Raw genomic sequence first — 14,417 nt, 5'->3', positions numbered from 1 at the left:
AGAACCAACCGGACCCCCTCCGGGGCAACCCTGCTAACTTACCAGATCCCCAGCCCCTGTCAAGACCCCGGGGCGAACCGGGATGTGACAGAAACTCGATCTTCATCCGCCGAGTGACACGCCAGCGGAAGACCACTGGAATGATCACTCAGAAGAGGTCCACGAGCCGACCACCGCAAGGTGTTCCGCATCCGTGTAGATCGACCGCACACGACCGGCGTCGTACCGGAACCATCCCGGCCGACGATCAATCGATAGCGGAGGAGTCCCTAGGGCCGACCGCCATCCAGCGTTCCGCATCCCCTCGGGGCAAGGTGAACATTAGACGCTCGGGCGCATGCCGTCAACCCAATTTCCCTACCCCTGCCGAGCCGTCGCCAAACGGCCTGGTCAGCCCACAGATCAACACGTCGAGTGGAAGAGTCCGCCCACGGGTCGGGATTCGGCCAGCCGGTTGTAGAACTCCACGGCGGCGGTGGTCTCTTCCATGTGGACCTCGATCCCCGCCTTCTCCAGCAGGCGCAGTGCCTCCGGAGCGGTCTCGAGACGCAACTCCATGCCCCGGCTGAGCACGACCACCGTGCACCCATGGTCCAGCAATTCCTGGACGTCGGCCGGTTGGATTCCCGGGCTGTGCCGGGTACCCGTCTCGGACCAGTCCCAGGGGCGTCCGCCACCCGGATAGAGCTTGAAGTCCTTGCCCGATCCGACGCCGTCGACCTCCATGCGACCCCAGGACACATGTGTGATCAACGGCGAGCGGGCCGGCTGTTCGGTCGTATCCTCCATCGAAGCCCTCTGTCGGCTGCCCGGACGCGCCATCGCGGCGGTGCCCGGCAGGCGCGCATCGTGGTCTGGAGCGGATACCAGGCTAGGCGTCCGGCCGCGGTTCGGCGATCCATGGGAACGGTGCCCGATCGGGCTCCACCCAGCCGCGCCGGGCGGGGGCGCTCGCCAGCGTGATCGATCGATAGAACCTCGATAGCAGGCGTTTGTCGAGCAGCGCCGGATGACGATCGGTGAAGGCATGGAAGTCATCGATCTCCGGCTCGGCCACGACGTGATGGCCGACGAGTTCGATCCACGCGCGCGTCACCGTGACGTTGTACCTCTGCGGCCTTCCGGCGTACTCCGCCACTCGCCGGATCCCGGCGCCGATCCGCTCGATCGCACCGGGAGTCCCGTACTCGCGCACCGCGAGCCAGGCCAGGTGGACATGCTCTCGGTGGCCGAAGCGGCCCTCCTCTCCCCTGGCCCTCTCCATCAGCAGATCGAAGTCGTCGGTCATACCGCCACCTCCGTGAGCGCCGAAGCCACCGCGCGGAACCCGGCGATCGCCTCGGCGGGCAGATCGCCGAGCAACCGCCCCTCCAGTTCGGCGATGGCCTTGCGCACCTCCGCCGCCGCGTCCGCGCCGGTCGGGGTGACTTCGAGCAGTACGGCGCGCCGGTCGGTGGGGTGGGATCGGCGAATCAAGTGGCCACGCCGCTCCAGCCGATCCAGCACACCTGTCAGCGTGGTGGCGCGCGTCCCGGTGGCGGCGCTGAGCTCTGCGAGGCTCCGCGGCGGCCCGTCCGCGAGGTTGGCAAGGGCGTTGATCTCGGACGGCGTCATGCCGAGGTCGGCCACGGCGGCCGAGAGCGCGTGCAACGTCGCGTGGGTGGCCCGCTGCAGCAGCAGAATGGGGGGCTGCGACGAAGAAACGGATTCGGATATCACGAGACCGGATTATATGGAGTCGTACCATCACTGTCATCAGGCACCGCGGTGCGAGAATCGGACGATGACCGACGAAGCGAAGGATCACTCGGGATCGGCCGGCACCGCGGGCTGGCATCGGCGGCTGGAGCACATTCGCGCCGGGGACCTCAGCTCGGACACCGCGCAGAGCTCCGGCATGCGGCGGTTCGAGGCGATCTCGGGCACGACCGTCGGCGCCCGCAAGCTCTGGATGGGCCGCGCGCACGTCGGCCCCGCCACCAACTCCGGCGACCATCACCACGGCGAGGCCGAGACGGCGATCTATGTCGTGTCCGGCCACCCGGTGTTCGTGTTCGCCGAAGGCCACCGTGAAGTGCGCATCGAGACCGAACCCGGGGACTATGTCTTCGTCCCGCCCTACGTTCCGCACCGCGAGGAGAATCCGTCACCGGACGAGGAGGCCCTCGTGGTGATCGCGCGGAGCACCCAGGAGGCCATTGTGGTCAACCTTCCCAGCCTGCTGGCCGAGGTGGACCGGCCGGATTCCTGACCGCTCTCCGCATCACGGACGGGGCGCCGCATCGGCGAACTCGGCGAGCGGGCGACGGTCGCGTTCTCGGCTCACCGAGATCACCGGTTCTCCATCGACGCGCCGTCGTCCGCTGGCCAGTACAGGACGGAGATCGCCCGGAACTCCGCGATCCCGTCGACCTGAGGCGTCTCGTAGCCGTTCGAGCGGATGTGATCGAGCAGCGCGGGGTCGGGGCGGAATCCGTAGGTGCGCAGGTAGTAGCAGGTGATGTCGTTCCAGATCCACGTTCCGTCGGTGCGGAAGTTCATCGGTACGACGCGGCCGAGGTCGCGATCGATGACGTCATAGATGCGCGCCGTCGTGATCAGAATGGGCGTGCCGGCGTCCAGATAGCGCAGCAGCCGTTCGCGTTCGCGCTCGTCCTCGATCCGCCCGGCGTGGTCGAAGGCGGCCGAATGGACGCCGACGAACCCGTCCACCACCGGGGCGATGCGGATGCCCGGGTCGGGGGCGGACGCCCAGAGCAGGTCGCCTTCGGCACGGGCGGTCCGCTGGTAGGCCGGCAGCCACTCGCCCACCTGGTAGACCTCGACCTGCGGGTGCGCCTCGCCCGCCAGGGTGATCCGGGTCTGCAGCCGGGCCGCGAGACCGATCGCGTCCGAGCCGGCGTCGACCTCGACGACAAAGATCCGCTTCGCCGGCCCGTGATGGCCCGGCGGAGTCCGCCAGGCTCGCCAGAGTCCGCGCACCGCAGGCTCCACAGAGGCCGCCGTGGTCGCCTGCTCGTCGATGAGGTCCGTGACGCGGACGCGCCTGCTCGGGTCGGCCGAACGGAACTCATGGCGGGGCATCGGGTCGCCGTGCCATGGCTCGGCGAGCACGACGGCCGGCAGGCCGGAACCGTCGTCCACCAGCGCGCCGAGGCACCGCGCGTCGTCACGCGTCAACGGCACGCCCTGGCGGGCGACGGCGAGCCTCACGTCTCTCGCCATCTCCACGTAGCGGCCCTCGGCCAGCAGGCGCCTCGACGTGGTCATCGCCTGATCGGGCAGCCGCCCGGCAAGTCGCAGCAGCATCCAGTGGCATGCGCGGCGAGCGTCGAACTCGGTGAGCATCGGCCCGTCCCTCCGTGAGCGGCATTCCTAGGGGTGGTACCGCACACGGGCCCCGGCAGGTTCAACCGAACGGCCGTCGATTTCGGCGACCACGCTCCGTGGCGCCACGTACACGCCGACCAGGCCTCGGCGCCGGCAGCCGTCGTTCGGGGAACGGAATGATCGACTACGAGTCCCTCTGCGGCGGCGAGGGGGTGCAAGGTCTCTCTCAACGCCTCCCGCTGACCCCCGGCGCCCTCGCCTCCGTCGGCTCGGCAGAACTTCGGATCAAGCCCGCACCCCGCGCAGTCGGCCGCCCGTGTCAGGCCGGGATCAGCAGAGTCAGACCGGGATCGTCAGCAGTCTCCCGCCGCCCTCGATCAGCACCTCGAAGCCGACGATGTCGGAGCGTCGTGCCGAGGACCCGCCATGGATCTGGAGATGGTCGCGGGAGCCCGGGACGCCGTACCCCTTGGCCGGCACCGCCCACTCCGTGACGGGCTGCCGCCCTTCGGCCCGGGTGACGGCCACGAGGCGGCACGTCAGCGGACCGCGGACATTGCCGAGGTCGAGAGCGACCTGGGTGCCCCATGGCCTGCTCTCGAGCGCCACGACCCCTTTCGCCCGGGTGGCCGGGTCGGTGGCGGAGTGCCGCTCCCCCCGGGCCAGCAGCTCGGCGGCCGGGCTGCCATGGTCGGGCGCCTCGGCGTCGCCGGCGATCGCCGCTCCTATCGCTGCGCCGCCTGCCACCAGGGCGATACCGGCGACGAGCCCGATGACCGAGGTCCAGCGTCGTCGGCGGAGTGCGGCCCGCCGCCTGCGGTGGAGCAGATCGATGACGTCACGCGGCGCGTCCTTCGGCTCCGCGAATCCCGGCGCCGGCTCGAACGGCTCGACTCCGGTGAACAGATCCCGCATTCCGGCGAAGTCCTCGACCTCGGCAGCGCAGGATGCGCACTCGCCGAGGTGGTCCTCGAACGCCCGGCGGTCGTCCTCCTCTAGCAGCCCCAGAGCATAGGCGCCCACATCGGTGTGCGCGACGCTCATGTCGTCATTCCTCGCTCATCGAGCACGACGCGCAGTGCCCGGAGCGCGTAATAGACCCTCGATTTCACCGTCACCAGGGGAATGCCGAGTACGTCCGCAGCCTCGTTGACCGTCCGGTCGCGCAGGATCGTCTCGGTCAGTACCTCACGGTGCGGGCGCGACAACGAGCTGAGCGCCTCTGCTACTACGGCCTTGCGCAGGACATCCTCCGATCCGCCCGCGATCCGCGGTTCCCTCGGCACGTCGTCTCCTCACTCGCGCGGACGAGCGGATCTGCGGCGCGGTTCGTCGATGACGACGCGTCTGAGCGACGAACGCGAGCAGCCGGCCGGGTACTTCCAGAGGTCGGCCCCGATCCGGTCATCGGCGCTACAGGCTAGGCCACTTCGGTTATCAGGAGAGCATTATGTGCGGATTCGCAACCGCCGGGTAGCCCGTACGGCTGCGCATCCGCGACATTCCCTGCGAGCGGTCAGACCGGAATGCTCAGCAGCGTGCGCCCTCCGCCTTCGAGCTGAACGTCGAAGCGCGCCAGATCCGTACGGCCGACCGCGGTGCCACCGTGGATGAGCAGGTGCTCGGGCGAGCCGGGGACACCGTAACCCTTGACCGGAACCGACCACCCCGCGACCACGTTCCGCCGGCCGGACTTGGCGACGGCCACCAGCTCGCACGTCAGCGGGCCCTTGACACCACCCAGGTCCAGGGCGACATGGGTTCCCCAGCGCTTGTTCTCCATCGCCACAGTGCCGGTCACGCCGCTCCTGGAATCGGTGGCCGACCGGGTCTCACCCCAGCCCACCAGCCCCGATGCGACGCTGTGATGACCACTCGGCGGCGGGCCGGCCGGCTTGCCGTCGAATCCCGCGACGCCGATCGTGACACCACCGGCCAGAAGCGCCACCCCCGCGGCGGCGGCGAAGAAGCCCGTCGCCCGCCGGCGGCGGCGTTCGGCCGCCCTGCGGCGGCGCATCATGTCGATGAGCTCCCCGCCGGATTCCGCCTCGTGCTCCGCCGGGTCCGCCCGGACGAGCTCCACGCCGGCAAGCACCGCGGTCATGCCGGAGAACTCGGGGAGTTCCCCGGTACACCGCGCACACCGCGCGAGATGGGCCTCGAACGCCCGCCGGTCGGCGTCCTCGAGCAGACCGAAGGCATAGGCGGCGACGTCGGTGTGCTGCGCTTCCGTGGTCATGTCAGTGCCCCCCTCTCCTCCAGCGCGACCTTGAGCGCACGGAGTGCGTAATAGGTGCGGGACTTGACCGTGCCCACCGGGATGCCCAGCACCTCCGCGGCCTCGTTCACACTGCGATCCCGAACAATGGTCTCGTTCAGGACCTCGCGATGCGCGGGCGTCAACGCCTTGAGCGCCTCGGTCACCACAACGGTCCGCAGGAGGTCCTCCATGCCGTCGGCGATGTGCATGTTCTCCAGCGGAGCATCGCCCGCCTCTTGCGGCCGTGCCGCCTTCCGCCGTCTGTCGTCGATGACGATACGCCGGGCGACGGTCGCCAGCCACGGCATCAGCGAGCCCTCCGCGCCGTCCAGCCGCTCCACCGAATGCCACGCTCGGATCATCGTCTCCTGCACCACGTCCTCGGCCCATTGACGATCGCCGCCGACCAGCCGCAACGCGAACGAGAGCAGCGGACGCTGGTACTCGCGGTAGAGCTCCGCCACGATGAGCTCGTCGTCCGCGTGCTCGACGCGACGCATCCGCCGTCCCCACGTACGCGGACCTCGCGTCACGGTGCTCTCCATGGCCGAGCCTCTCCGGCTGGTCGGTTGCGGTGTCACCGGGTGGATCGTCGAAAGGCGTGGCCTCGGTGGTGACGGGCTGTCGGGAAGCAGTACGCGGCCCCGGCCGAGGAAGGTTCAACGGATCGGAATGATCCGGAAGAAAATCTGCCGGCGCAGGTCAGCGCCGGCCACTCACTACGGTCGGGCAGCTATCCGGTGGCGTACTCGCCAGGCCATGCCTCACCGGTGATCCTTCCGTGGACCTGGACCTCACGGAGTCGCATGAGCGTCCATTCGATGGCCTTGTCACCCAGGCCGGCCGCACGGAGTGTTCGCGCCAGGTCGTCCGGGTCGACCGCTTTCACCTGGGCCAGCACCTCGCCACTGAGCCGAAGATTCATTCGTTCCAGCACGAAGTCGGATCGGATGGGGCGCACCGTGTTGTCCAGGAAGGAATGGCCATTATCGATCGCCCCCGGTCGGCCGTCCGGGCGCGTAAGGAAATTACCGTTCTGGTGCCGATCGGTATGGCCCCCGATGTAGTCCAGGACCGCCATCCGCTCCCGGTCCTCCACTTTATAGCGCCCGAGATCGCCCGGGCTCGAGCCGTTGATCCACGCCTGCAACGTTCCACGACCGTGTGGCCCATCGATGACTATCGTGGGAGGCACAAGATCGAAACCGAACTTCTGGTCCATTTTAAAAGAAAGCGACCTCACGTGCGGACGGCCCGCCCACGGGAAAAGGGACCGGCTTCCGCCAGGTCGGCGGGACGTCCTTGTCGGCTTTGTACGCACCGTACAAGCCATCACCCAGCGTCAACCGATAGACGGCGCCGGCGCCGTCGTGGTCCAGCTTCTCAACGAGATCCGGCCGCTGCTCCCACGGGATCCGCTGTGCCCGCTCCCGCAGGGCGTCCTCCACCGTACTGACGGGCGGAGCCGTGATCCGCGTCACCGGTCGATCGGGCTTCCCGGCATTATGCGCCTTCTGCGCCTTCTGCGCCTTGGCCGCCTCCCCGAGCTTGGGCAGCTTACGCCACGAGCCGAGACGAACACCGTCAACGGCCCCGCAGAACCAGCCGAGCCAACCCCAGCAAATACCCTCGTCGTCCTCCGAGGCCGACCGGTCTCCTCGATCATCCCCACAGGTGACATCGCCGGACCGGACCGCACCGGCGGCCCACTCGCGGAGGTCCCCGGACGACGATCGCGGTCGAGTACATTCCGCCCACCTGACCACAATGTCCTCAAAAGCCACGCGGGCACGCTATCCACGCGACTTCCCGCAGCTCCAGGGCCCACAGACCCGGGGCATAGGACCCAGACCGGCCACATCCCTCTGCCCACAGCACACAGCCTCAGAACGCCAGTAGCGCCGTCGCCCGAGTCGGAGACGGCGCTACTGCGACCACTGATGTCGAGGCTCTAATCGGGCCATTGGTTCGGCCTCGGGTTCTGATGAGCCTTCCGAGGTGGAGCTATGGGGATTCGAACCCCAGACCTCCTCCATGCCATGGAGGCGCGCTACCAACTGCGCCATAGCCCCATGCGCGGACCTGCGATCCGACGCACAGGGAAGCTTAGCCCACCCGCCCGGTCGCTCAGAACGACGGCCCACCGAGCCGGCGACCTCGAGATCACGGCGGCGTAGGGAGGCATCTGTCGCCCCCGGGTGAGGTGCTCACCGGTACGGGCGGACATAGCCTCTGGTCAGGTAGCTGGAGGAGGGTGGAGACATGGACTTCCAGCCTGGTTGCGGCCAGTGCAACTGCTCCCTGGGCGAGCAGGAGATCAACCGGGTCGCCGTGACGATGCGAGAACGCTGACCCCTGCCGGTGGGCGGCGCGGCCGTCTGATCACGCCGGTGGGACACTTTCCGGGTGAGGATCCGATGACGGTACTGCTCACCCGGTCAGATGTACGGCGGCTACTCGAAATCGACGCGGCGCTCGGCGCACTGCGCGCCGGGTTCACCGCCGAGCGCCCGCCGGTCGACGCACTGCGGGTCCGTACCGACCTGCCACTGGTCGGCAGCTCCGCGACCGCGCTGCTCCCCGGCCTGATCGACGGGATCCCCGCCTACACGGTGAAGGTGAACGCGAAGTTCCCCGGTGCCGTGCCGGCCCTGCGCGGCCTCCTCTGCCTGCACTCGATCGAGGACGGCGCTCTGCTGGCGGTCATGGACTCCGCCGAGGTGACCGCCTGGCGCACCGGCCTGTCCGCTGCGCTCGCGACGGATGTGCTCGCCCCCCGGGGCGCCGACACGCTGGGCGTCATCGGCGCCGGCGCCCAGGCCTGGATGGTGGTGCGGGGGCTGGCCGCCCTGCGCCGGCATGACTCCGTCGTCGTCTGCGACCTCGCCGCCGACCGGGCCCGGGACTTCGCCGCACAGGCCGAAGCCCTGACGCGCGCACCCGCGCAGGTCGTGGCCACGCCCCGGCAGGTGGCCGCGGCCGCCGCGACGGTGGTCGTCGCCACGTGGGCCAGGGAGCCTCTCCTCGACGCGCCCGACGTCCCTCCCGGCGGGCATGTCACCAGCCTCGGTGCCGACGAGCCCGGCAAACGGGAACTCTCGGCGGAGCTGCTGCGCCGCGCCACCCTCGTCGTCGACGACGTGCCACTGAGCCTGCGAATGGGCGCCGTCGGCAACGCCGGCCTGGACGAGGAGGCGGTGGCGGCGACGCTGGCCCAGGTCCTGCGCGGCGAGCATCCCGGCCGCTCCGGCGCGGGCGAGCTCACCGTCTACGCGCCGGTCGGCCTGCCCTGGCAGGATCTCGCGCTCGCCTGGATCTGTTACGAGGCCGCTCTCACCGACGACGGCGGCACCCGGCTCGACTTCCTGTCCTGACGGCGGCACGCGCACGCACCGGGACACGGCGTGGACGGACCGCTGCCTCGACTCGGAGACGTCCTGGGCGTCGCGGCGAAGTGGCGTCGCCGGCGGTGTCGCATACGGATGTGCAGCTGTTAGGCATCCTTTTGTGGAAATACATGACTATTCCTGAGCAGCACCTATGAGTGCCACCATGGCCGAATGGCTGTCGTTATGCTGCCGGGGGGCTGCGTTTCGACCGTGCACACTGCGCTGTCACTGCGGCGGCATCCGACCTGACCGTGGTTTCGCCGCAGGACACGCCGCACCTGGTCGGCGCGGAACGCTGTGCCGCAGGCCCCGGCGTGGGCCCGAATCTGCGGGCGGCGGGAGATGCGGGAAGGGATTGCCGTGAGTGAGGCGGGATCTGGGGTGGACGCGTCCCTGCGCTTCGAGATTCTGGGGCGGTTGCGAGGATGGCGCGGGGAACACGAGCTCGATCTCGGCCCGGGCAAGCAACGTGCGGTCCTCGCCGTCCTCCTGCTCAACGCCAACAGGCCCACACCGACGGCGGCGATCCTGGACGCGGTTTGGCGGGACGACCCACCGGAGAACGGCGCCAATGTCGTCCAGAAGTACGTCGCCGGGCTCCGGCGGATCTTCGAGCCGAACCGCGAACCACGTACTCCGTGGCAGGCGCTGACCCTCGACGACGCCGGATACGCCCTCCACGTGAAGCCGGATCGCCTCGATGCCGACGTGTTCCAGCGCAACCTGCTGCAGGCCCGTGAGGCACGTGCCCACGACCGGCCGGCCGAGGCCACCGAGCACCTGCGCACGGCGTTGGACCTGTGGCGAGGCGAGCCTCTCGCCGGCCTCCACGGGCCGGCGTTCGACGCGGCGCGCGAGCGGCTGGAGGAAGACCGCGCGAGCGCCCTGGAGGCGTGCGCGGAGATCGAGCTCGAGCTGGGCCACCACCATCGGCTCGTACCTGAGCTCGTCCGGCTCGTCGCCGAGTTCCCCATGCGTGAACAGTCGCGCTATCTACTCATCCTCGCCCTCTACCGCAGTGGGCGCCAGGCCGAGGCACTCGGGGCATACCGCGAGGCGCGCCGCTTCCTGAACGAGGAGTTCGGCGTCGAGCCGGGAGAGCGGCTGCGGCAACTGCACGTCGGAATCCTTCGCTCCGACCCGGCGCTCGGAGCGACGGCCGGCCCCGACGAACAGCCGCCTTCACTGGTCAAGGCCCCCACGGCCGAACCGGTCACGCCGAAGTCCCCCGAGGCTCCGGAGGCCACCGACGCCCCAGCCGCCGTAGCGGCCCAGCCGGCCCCGCATGCCGCCCCGGCCCCACCCCCGGTGGACGTGGGCCCCTGGACACCGATCACGCCCGAACCGGCCGGCCGCCCGGATGAACCTCCCCGCCCGGCGCAGGAACCGTTCGGCCCGCCCCAACCGCCCCGCTCGTATGACCCGCCGAGGTCGTATGGCGCGCCGGCACCGCCCGCACCGCCCGGCGGCATGCAGCCCTGGATGCCTCGGCCGGTCTGGGTGCAACCGGTGCCCATGCACGCCCCCGCCTGGCCGGTGCCCATCCACCGGCAGGTGTGGTTGCGCAGAGTGGTCGCCGCGTCGATACCGGTGCTCTCGTTCGGGATGTTGACCTGGATGGTCATGGCCTACTTCGCGGCACGCCGCCGGAGCTGGATTCTGGCTCTGGTGACGGCCGGCTACGTGGCGCTCATCGTCCTCGCGTTCACCGGGCTGGACGGCTCCGAGCCCGAGGGCTCGGCGATGGAGAACCTCGGCGTCATGGCGATGCTGCTGGCCCTCGTCGGCGGCGCCCTGCACGGCGGGCTGCTCGTCACCTGGCCGCGCCGGGCCACCCTGCCACGGCGCCTCGACCCCGAGGCGATCAAGGCACTGGAGCGACGCGTCCGCCGGGAGCAGGCGTTGTCCCTGGTCCGCTATTTTCCGGCGATCGCCCTCGAGTTGAACATCGGCCGCCCGGACCTGCCGCGCTTCTTCGACGACGGCGGGCTGGTCGACATCAACACCGCGTCCGCGCCGGTCCTCGCCGCCCTGCCGGGCATGACCGCCCACCAGGCACGGCAGATCGTGGCCCATCGGCAGGCGCAGGGCGGCTTCGGCTCGATCCAGGACCTCATCGTCTGGGGACTGATCGCACCCCCGACCGCCCAAGCCCTGCGCGAGACGCTGGTCGCCATCCGACCGGAATCCGCTGTCGTGCCCCACGCTCCGCGGACATGGCACCCGGGTGGCGTGCGTCCCCCGGAGCACCTCTGACCGCATCGCACCCGTGAACGGCGAAAGGGCCGGTGCGTACGCGGTCACCCGCGAACACATCGGCCCTGCTCGTGGAGCTATGGGGATTCGAACCCCAGACCTCCTCCATGCCATGGAGGCGCGCTACCAACTGCGCCATAGCCCCGCGCCACTGCTGGGCTCTCACCCGCAGCGCTTCGCCAGTGTATAGGACACCGAACCTCGGTTCGAATCGGATTACGGGGAGCGGATCAGGCCCCGTTCTCCGTACGGTCGTCGCTGAGCACCGGTTTGGGCAGGGTGCCCGCATTGTGCTCGATGAGCCGCCAGCCGGACCGGCCCTCGGCGACGACCGACCAGCTGCAGTTGGACAGGCCGCCGAGGCGCTCCCAGATCTCCTCCGGGAAGCCGAGGAGCTCGACCATGCCCAGCCGCAGGGCGGCGCCGTGAGAGGCGACGACCAGCACCCCTTCGGCCGGCAGCCGGTCCACCGCGCGCCCGAGCGCCGCCGCGACCCGCTTGGCGACCTGTGCGCTGGTCTCCCCGCCCGGCGGCTCCCAGGCGGCGTGCTCGGCGGGAAAGCGTGCACGGATCTCCGGGCCGGTGAGCCCCTCCCACTCTCCGCCGTCGCGCTCCGCCAGATCCGCGTCGTAGTTCACCGGCAACCCGGTGATCTCCGCCAGCGCCCCGGCGGTCGTGGCGGCGCGCTTCAGCGGCGAGGAGACGATGGCGGTGGGCTTCAGTCCGGAGAGCAGACGGGCGGCGCGTTCGGCCTGCGCCACGCCGGTCTCGTCCAGCGGGATATCGGTCTTGCCCTGAAAGCGGTTCTCGAGGTTCCAGGAGGTCTGGCCATGCCGCCACAGCACCAGCCGGCGCTTGCCCCTGCTTCCCCGAATCTGGCTTCCCCGACCCCCCTGAGCCTGCGTCACAGCGCGCCCCGCCCGCGTGAGGCGTGCGCGTTGACGCTCTCGGGCAGCTCGATCCGCGGGCAGTCCTTCCAGAGCCGTTCGAGGGCGTAGAACAGCCGGTCTTCCTCGTGCTGCACATGGACGATGATGTCGATGTAGTCGAGTAGCACCCAGCGGCCCTCGCGTTCGCCCTCACGGCGTACGGGCTTGGCAGCGGCGTCCTCGCGAAGCCGCTTCTCGATCTCGTCGACGATGGCCCGGACCTGCCGGTCGTTCGCCGCTGAACAGAGCACGAACGCGTCGGTGATGACGAGCTGTTCACTTACGTCGTAGGCGATGATGTCATCGGCCAGCTTCTCCCCGGCCGCCTCTGCGGCGATCCGGACCAGCTGGGCGGCCTTATCGGATGCTGTCACGGTGCGACGTGATCCTCCTTGTCCGGGGACTATGTCCCAGACTCCACCTTCTCATGACGGGTGAAGCCGCCCCGGTCTGTCGATACTCCCCACGAGACTATCCGGCCTCGTCGGCATCTCCGAGGGGGTTTCCACCGTCCTGGCCGCGACAAGCCGCGTTATTAGCCGTCATGGCATGGATTTCGATTGTTCATGCACCGCGCATGGGGTTCGGTCGCCTGACGACATGTCGGTTTATCGGCCGCTGACCAGGCCGAACGCCGGCACGGCAGGCGCGCGCGGGAATGCCGCGGAGATCAAAGCCGCGTCCCCGTGGGCCCGGGCCGCCGGCGAGATCTCCGTTCCCCGATCGGCGACGGAGACCGTGGGGTGACGATTACCTCACGTGACGTTCACGCTTTCCTGATTCCTGGTGTGGCTCAGGTCACTCTGGTTACGCTCCTTCCGAGAACTGGAGCCACCCTGGGGACCCGTTACCCCGATCACGGCACGTCATCGACCCCCTAGGGGCAGCAATGCGTGGACTTCCCCTCTCCGCCTGGGCCTACGTCTGCGGGACCGTCGCAGCCGCCGTCGCCCTCCTGGCCACGTCCTCGTACACGCGCCTGGACCACCACGTGCTCGCCGTCCTGGTCATCCTGTTCATCGCGCTCGACTCGGCTCCGGCGAAACTGAGCGTCGAGCGAGCGCGCGTGAGCATGAGCTACGCCGCCGGTCTCGCCTCCGTGGTCCTGCTCGGCTCGGCCGGAGCGGCGATCGTCGGCGCCAGCGCGATCATCACCGGGCAGAGGCTCCGGTCACCTGTCAAGCGGCTGTTCAACGGCGCACAGTTCGCGTTGTGCGGATACGCCTCAGGCACCGCCTACTCCACCCTCGGCGGCCTGGCCCACCAGCCGGGACAGCCGCACTGGGTCGAGTACGCCCTCAGGCCCTTCCTCGGCGCGCTCGTCACCTATGTCGTCGTCAATCTCCTGCTCGCCGGGGGCGTCCTGCTGCTCAGCAAGCAGGCCCCGTTGTGGGGGCTCCTGTGGGCCAGTGGGCACCTGGCCGCCGGCATCCTCGGGTACGGGCTGATCGGGCTGCTCATCGCCGGGCTCTGGCCCACGCTCGGCCCCGGAGCCCTGGTGCTGGTGCTGCTGCCACTGTTCATCGCGCGGTGGGCGTTCGCGCAGACCCGCGCCCAGCAGCAGGCCCACGAGGCCACCCTCGCCGCCCTCTGCCAGGCGGTCGAGACCAAGGACTACTACACGCGCGGGCACAGTGAGCGGGTCTCCCGCGGCTCGGTCATGATCGCTGAAGAGATCGGAATGGCTCGGCCGAGAGTCGAGGCCATCCGCTACGCGGGCATGCTGCACGACGTCGGCAAGCTCGGCGTCCCGACCAAGGTCCTGCAAAAGGACGGGAAGCTCACCGAGGAGGAGTTCGCCGCCATCCAGCTCCACCCCATGCGCGGCCTGCAGATCGTCAAGGAGATCGGCTTTCTCGACGAGGCACTGGCGGGCATCATGCACCACCACGAGAAGATGAACGGCCGCGGCTACCCCATGGGGCTCGCCGGGGACGAGATCCCCGAATTCGCGCGGATCATCTCCGTCGCCGACGCCTTCGACTCCATGACCTCGACGCGTTCCTACCGCCCCGCCCGCCCCATCGAGGACGCGGTGGCGGAGCTGCGCAACTGCGCCGGCAGCCACTTCGACCCGCAGATCGTCACGGCGTTCCTGCAGGCTCTGCGGACCCATGGATGGCAGCTGCCCGACCCGATCGCACCACCGGACGACGACGTCGCGGAGATCACACGACAGGACCACGACGACCCCTCCGCGCCGATCGCGGTGACCGGTGAGAGCGGTGATCCCGCAGAGCGATGATCCCCCAG

At 69.6% G+C, this 14,417-nt stretch carries 16 protein-coding genes and 2 tRNA genes; 4 read left to right on the top strand and 14 right to left on the bottom strand.

Features of this window, described 5'->3' with window-relative positions; genetic code table 11:
• Window positions 1-402: 402 nt before the first annotated feature.
• The 3 genes from HKK72_RS21770 to HKK72_RS21760 form a co-directional block, all read right to left on the bottom strand.
• Window positions 403-789: an Mth938-like domain-containing protein gene (locus tag HKK72_RS21770; RefSeq protein WP_187236250.1), complete on the bottom strand. Its 387-nt coding sequence runs from the start codon at window positions 787-789 to the stop codon at window positions 403-405.
• Between the two features lie 82 nt (window positions 790-871).
• Window positions 872-1,288, bottom strand: a complete 417-nt coding sequence (locus HKK72_RS21765; protein ID WP_222720975.1) for a hypothetical protein — start codon at window positions 1,286-1,288, stop codon at window positions 872-874.
• Complete coding sequence (locus HKK72_RS21760; RefSeq protein WP_222720974.1) at window positions 1,285-1,719, bottom strand: MarR family winged helix-turn-helix transcriptional regulator; 435 nt, start codon at window positions 1,717-1,719, stop codon at window positions 1,285-1,287. Before HKK72_RS21760 ends, HKK72_RS21765 begins: the two co-directional genes overlap by 4 nt.
• A gap of 64 nt (window positions 1,720-1,783) precedes the next feature.
• Here HKK72_RS21760 and HKK72_RS21755 point away from each other — a divergent pair, with 64 nt between their 5' ends.
• Entirely contained in the window at window positions 1,784-2,251 is a 468-nt protein-coding gene (locus HKK72_RS21755; RefSeq protein ID WP_187236249.1) for a cupin domain-containing protein, read from the top strand.
• Window positions 2,252-2,331: 80 nt separating this feature from the next.
• Here HKK72_RS21755 and HKK72_RS21750 read toward each other — a convergent pair whose 3' ends face one another.
• The 8 genes from HKK72_RS21750 to HKK72_RS21715 form a co-directional block, all read right to left on the bottom strand.
• Window positions 2,332-3,348: a hypothetical protein gene (locus HKK72_RS21750; RefSeq protein ID WP_187236248.1), complete on the bottom strand. Its 1,017-nt coding sequence runs from the start codon at window positions 3,346-3,348 to the stop codon at window positions 2,332-2,334.
• A gap of 321 nt (window positions 3,349-3,669) precedes the next feature.
• Window positions 3,670-4,374 (bottom strand): zf-HC2 domain-containing protein, encoded by a 705-nt coding sequence (locus HKK72_RS21745; protein WP_187236247.1) that lies wholly within the window; start codon window positions 4,372-4,374, stop codon window positions 3,670-3,672.
• Complete coding sequence (locus HKK72_RS21740) at window positions 4,371-4,616, bottom strand: sigma factor-like helix-turn-helix DNA-binding protein (RefSeq protein ID WP_315987376.1); 246 nt, start codon at window positions 4,614-4,616, stop codon at window positions 4,371-4,373. Before HKK72_RS21740 ends, HKK72_RS21745 begins: the two co-directional genes overlap by 4 nt.
• Before the next feature lie 230 nt (window positions 4,617-4,846).
• Window positions 4,847-5,569: an anti-sigma factor family protein gene (locus HKK72_RS21735; RefSeq protein WP_187236246.1), complete on the bottom strand. Its 723-nt coding sequence runs from the start codon at window positions 5,567-5,569 to the stop codon at window positions 4,847-4,849.
• On the bottom strand, window positions 5,566-6,054 hold the full coding sequence (locus tag HKK72_RS21730; RefSeq protein ID WP_315987379.1) for a sigma-70 family RNA polymerase sigma factor: 489 nt from the start codon (window positions 6,052-6,054) through the stop codon (window positions 5,566-5,568). The genes HKK72_RS21735 and HKK72_RS21730 overlap by 4 nt, the downstream gene beginning before the upstream one ends.
• Window positions 6,055-6,323: 269 nt before the next feature.
• Window positions 6,324-6,740, bottom strand: coding sequence for a hypothetical protein (locus tag HKK72_RS21725; RefSeq protein WP_187236244.1), 417 nt, complete (start codon window positions 6,738-6,740; stop codon window positions 6,324-6,326).
• A 73-nt stretch (window positions 6,741-6,813) separates the two neighbouring features.
• Window positions 6,814-7,071 carry a hypothetical protein gene (locus tag HKK72_RS21720; RefSeq protein WP_187236243.1) on the bottom strand — a complete coding sequence of 86 codons (258 nt, stop codon included), beginning with the start codon at window positions 7,069-7,071 and terminating at the stop codon, window positions 6,814-6,816.
• A 518-nt stretch (window positions 7,072-7,589) separates the two neighbouring features.
• Window positions 7,590-7,662: transfer RNA gene (locus tag HKK72_RS21715), tRNA-Ala, on the bottom strand.
• A 345-nt stretch (window positions 7,663-8,007) separates the two neighbouring features.
• Here HKK72_RS21715 and HKK72_RS21710 point away from each other — a divergent pair.
• Window positions 8,008-8,964 (top strand): ornithine cyclodeaminase family protein, encoded by a 957-nt coding sequence (locus HKK72_RS21710; protein WP_187236242.1) that lies wholly within the window; start codon window positions 8,008-8,010, stop codon window positions 8,962-8,964.
• Window positions 8,965-9,339: 375 nt separating this feature from the next.
• Window positions 9,340-11,235 (top strand): BTAD domain-containing putative transcriptional regulator, encoded by a 1,896-nt coding sequence (locus tag HKK72_RS21705; RefSeq protein WP_187236241.1) that lies wholly within the window; start codon window positions 9,340-9,342, stop codon window positions 11,233-11,235.
• A gap of 72 nt (window positions 11,236-11,307) precedes the next feature.
• Here HKK72_RS21705 and HKK72_RS21700 read toward each other — a convergent pair.
• The 3 genes from HKK72_RS21700 to rsfS form a co-directional block, all read right to left on the bottom strand.
• Window positions 11,308-11,380 (bottom strand) — tRNA-Ala (locus HKK72_RS21700).
• Between the two features lie 85 nt (window positions 11,381-11,465).
• The gene (locus HKK72_RS21695) at window positions 11,466-12,143 is read right to left on the bottom strand and encodes a histidine phosphatase family protein (protein ID WP_315987374.1); all 678 of its coding nucleotides are present in this window, start codon (window positions 12,141-12,143) and stop codon (window positions 11,466-11,468) included.
• Window positions 12,140-12,538, bottom strand: a complete 399-nt coding sequence (rsfS, locus tag HKK72_RS21690) for a ribosome silencing factor (RefSeq protein WP_187236240.1) — start codon at window positions 12,536-12,538, stop codon at window positions 12,140-12,142. The genes HKK72_RS21695 and rsfS overlap by 4 nt, the downstream gene beginning before the upstream one ends.
• 515 nt (window positions 12,539-13,053) lie before the next feature.
• Here rsfS and HKK72_RS21685 point away from each other — a divergent pair.
• The gene (locus HKK72_RS21685) at window positions 13,054-14,409 is read left to right on the top strand and encodes an HD-GYP domain-containing protein (protein WP_187236239.1); all 1,356 of its coding nucleotides are present in this window, start codon (window positions 13,054-13,056) and stop codon (window positions 14,407-14,409) included.
• Window positions 14,410-14,417: the final 8 nt, after the last annotated feature.

The organism is Actinomadura sp. HBU206391 (assembly GCF_014323665.1).
In the GTDB taxonomy this organism is placed as follows: Bacteria; Actinomycetota; Actinomycetes; order Streptosporangiales; family Streptosporangiaceae; genus Actinomadura_C.
This window is presented reverse-complemented; position numbering and strand designations above follow the sequence as displayed.

What these genes read in the sequence shown, in the direction of transcription:
- HKK72_RS21770 (WP_187236250.1), bottom strand. Translation starts at nt 789, where the DNA reads ATGGAGGATACGACCGAACAGCCGGCCCGCTCGCCGTTGATCACACAT.
- HKK72_RS21765 (WP_222720975.1), bottom strand. Translation starts at nt 1,288, where the DNA reads ATGACCGACGACTTCGATCTGCTGATGGAGAGGGCCAGGGGAGAGGAG.
- HKK72_RS21755 (WP_187236249.1), top strand. Translation starts at nt 1,784, where the DNA reads ATGACCGACGAAGCGAAGGATCACTCGGGATCGGCCGGCACCGCGGGC.
- HKK72_RS21750 (WP_187236248.1), bottom strand. Translation starts at nt 3,348, where the DNA reads ATGCTCACCGAGTTCGACGCTCGCCGCGCATGCCACTGGATGCTGCTG.
- HKK72_RS21745 (WP_187236247.1), bottom strand. Translation starts at nt 4,374, where the DNA reads ATGAGCGTCGCGCACACCGATGTGGGCGCCTATGCTCTGGGGCTGCTA.
- HKK72_RS21735 (WP_187236246.1), bottom strand. Translation starts at nt 5,569, where the DNA reads ATGACCACGGAAGCGCAGCACACCGACGTCGCCGCCTATGCCTTCGGT.
- HKK72_RS21710 (WP_187236242.1), top strand. Translation starts at nt 8,008, where the DNA reads ATGACGGTACTGCTCACCCGGTCAGATGTACGGCGGCTACTCGAAATC.
- HKK72_RS21685 (WP_187236239.1), top strand. Translation starts at nt 13,054, where the DNA reads ATGCGTGGACTTCCCCTCTCCGCCTGGGCCTACGTCTGCGGGACCGTC.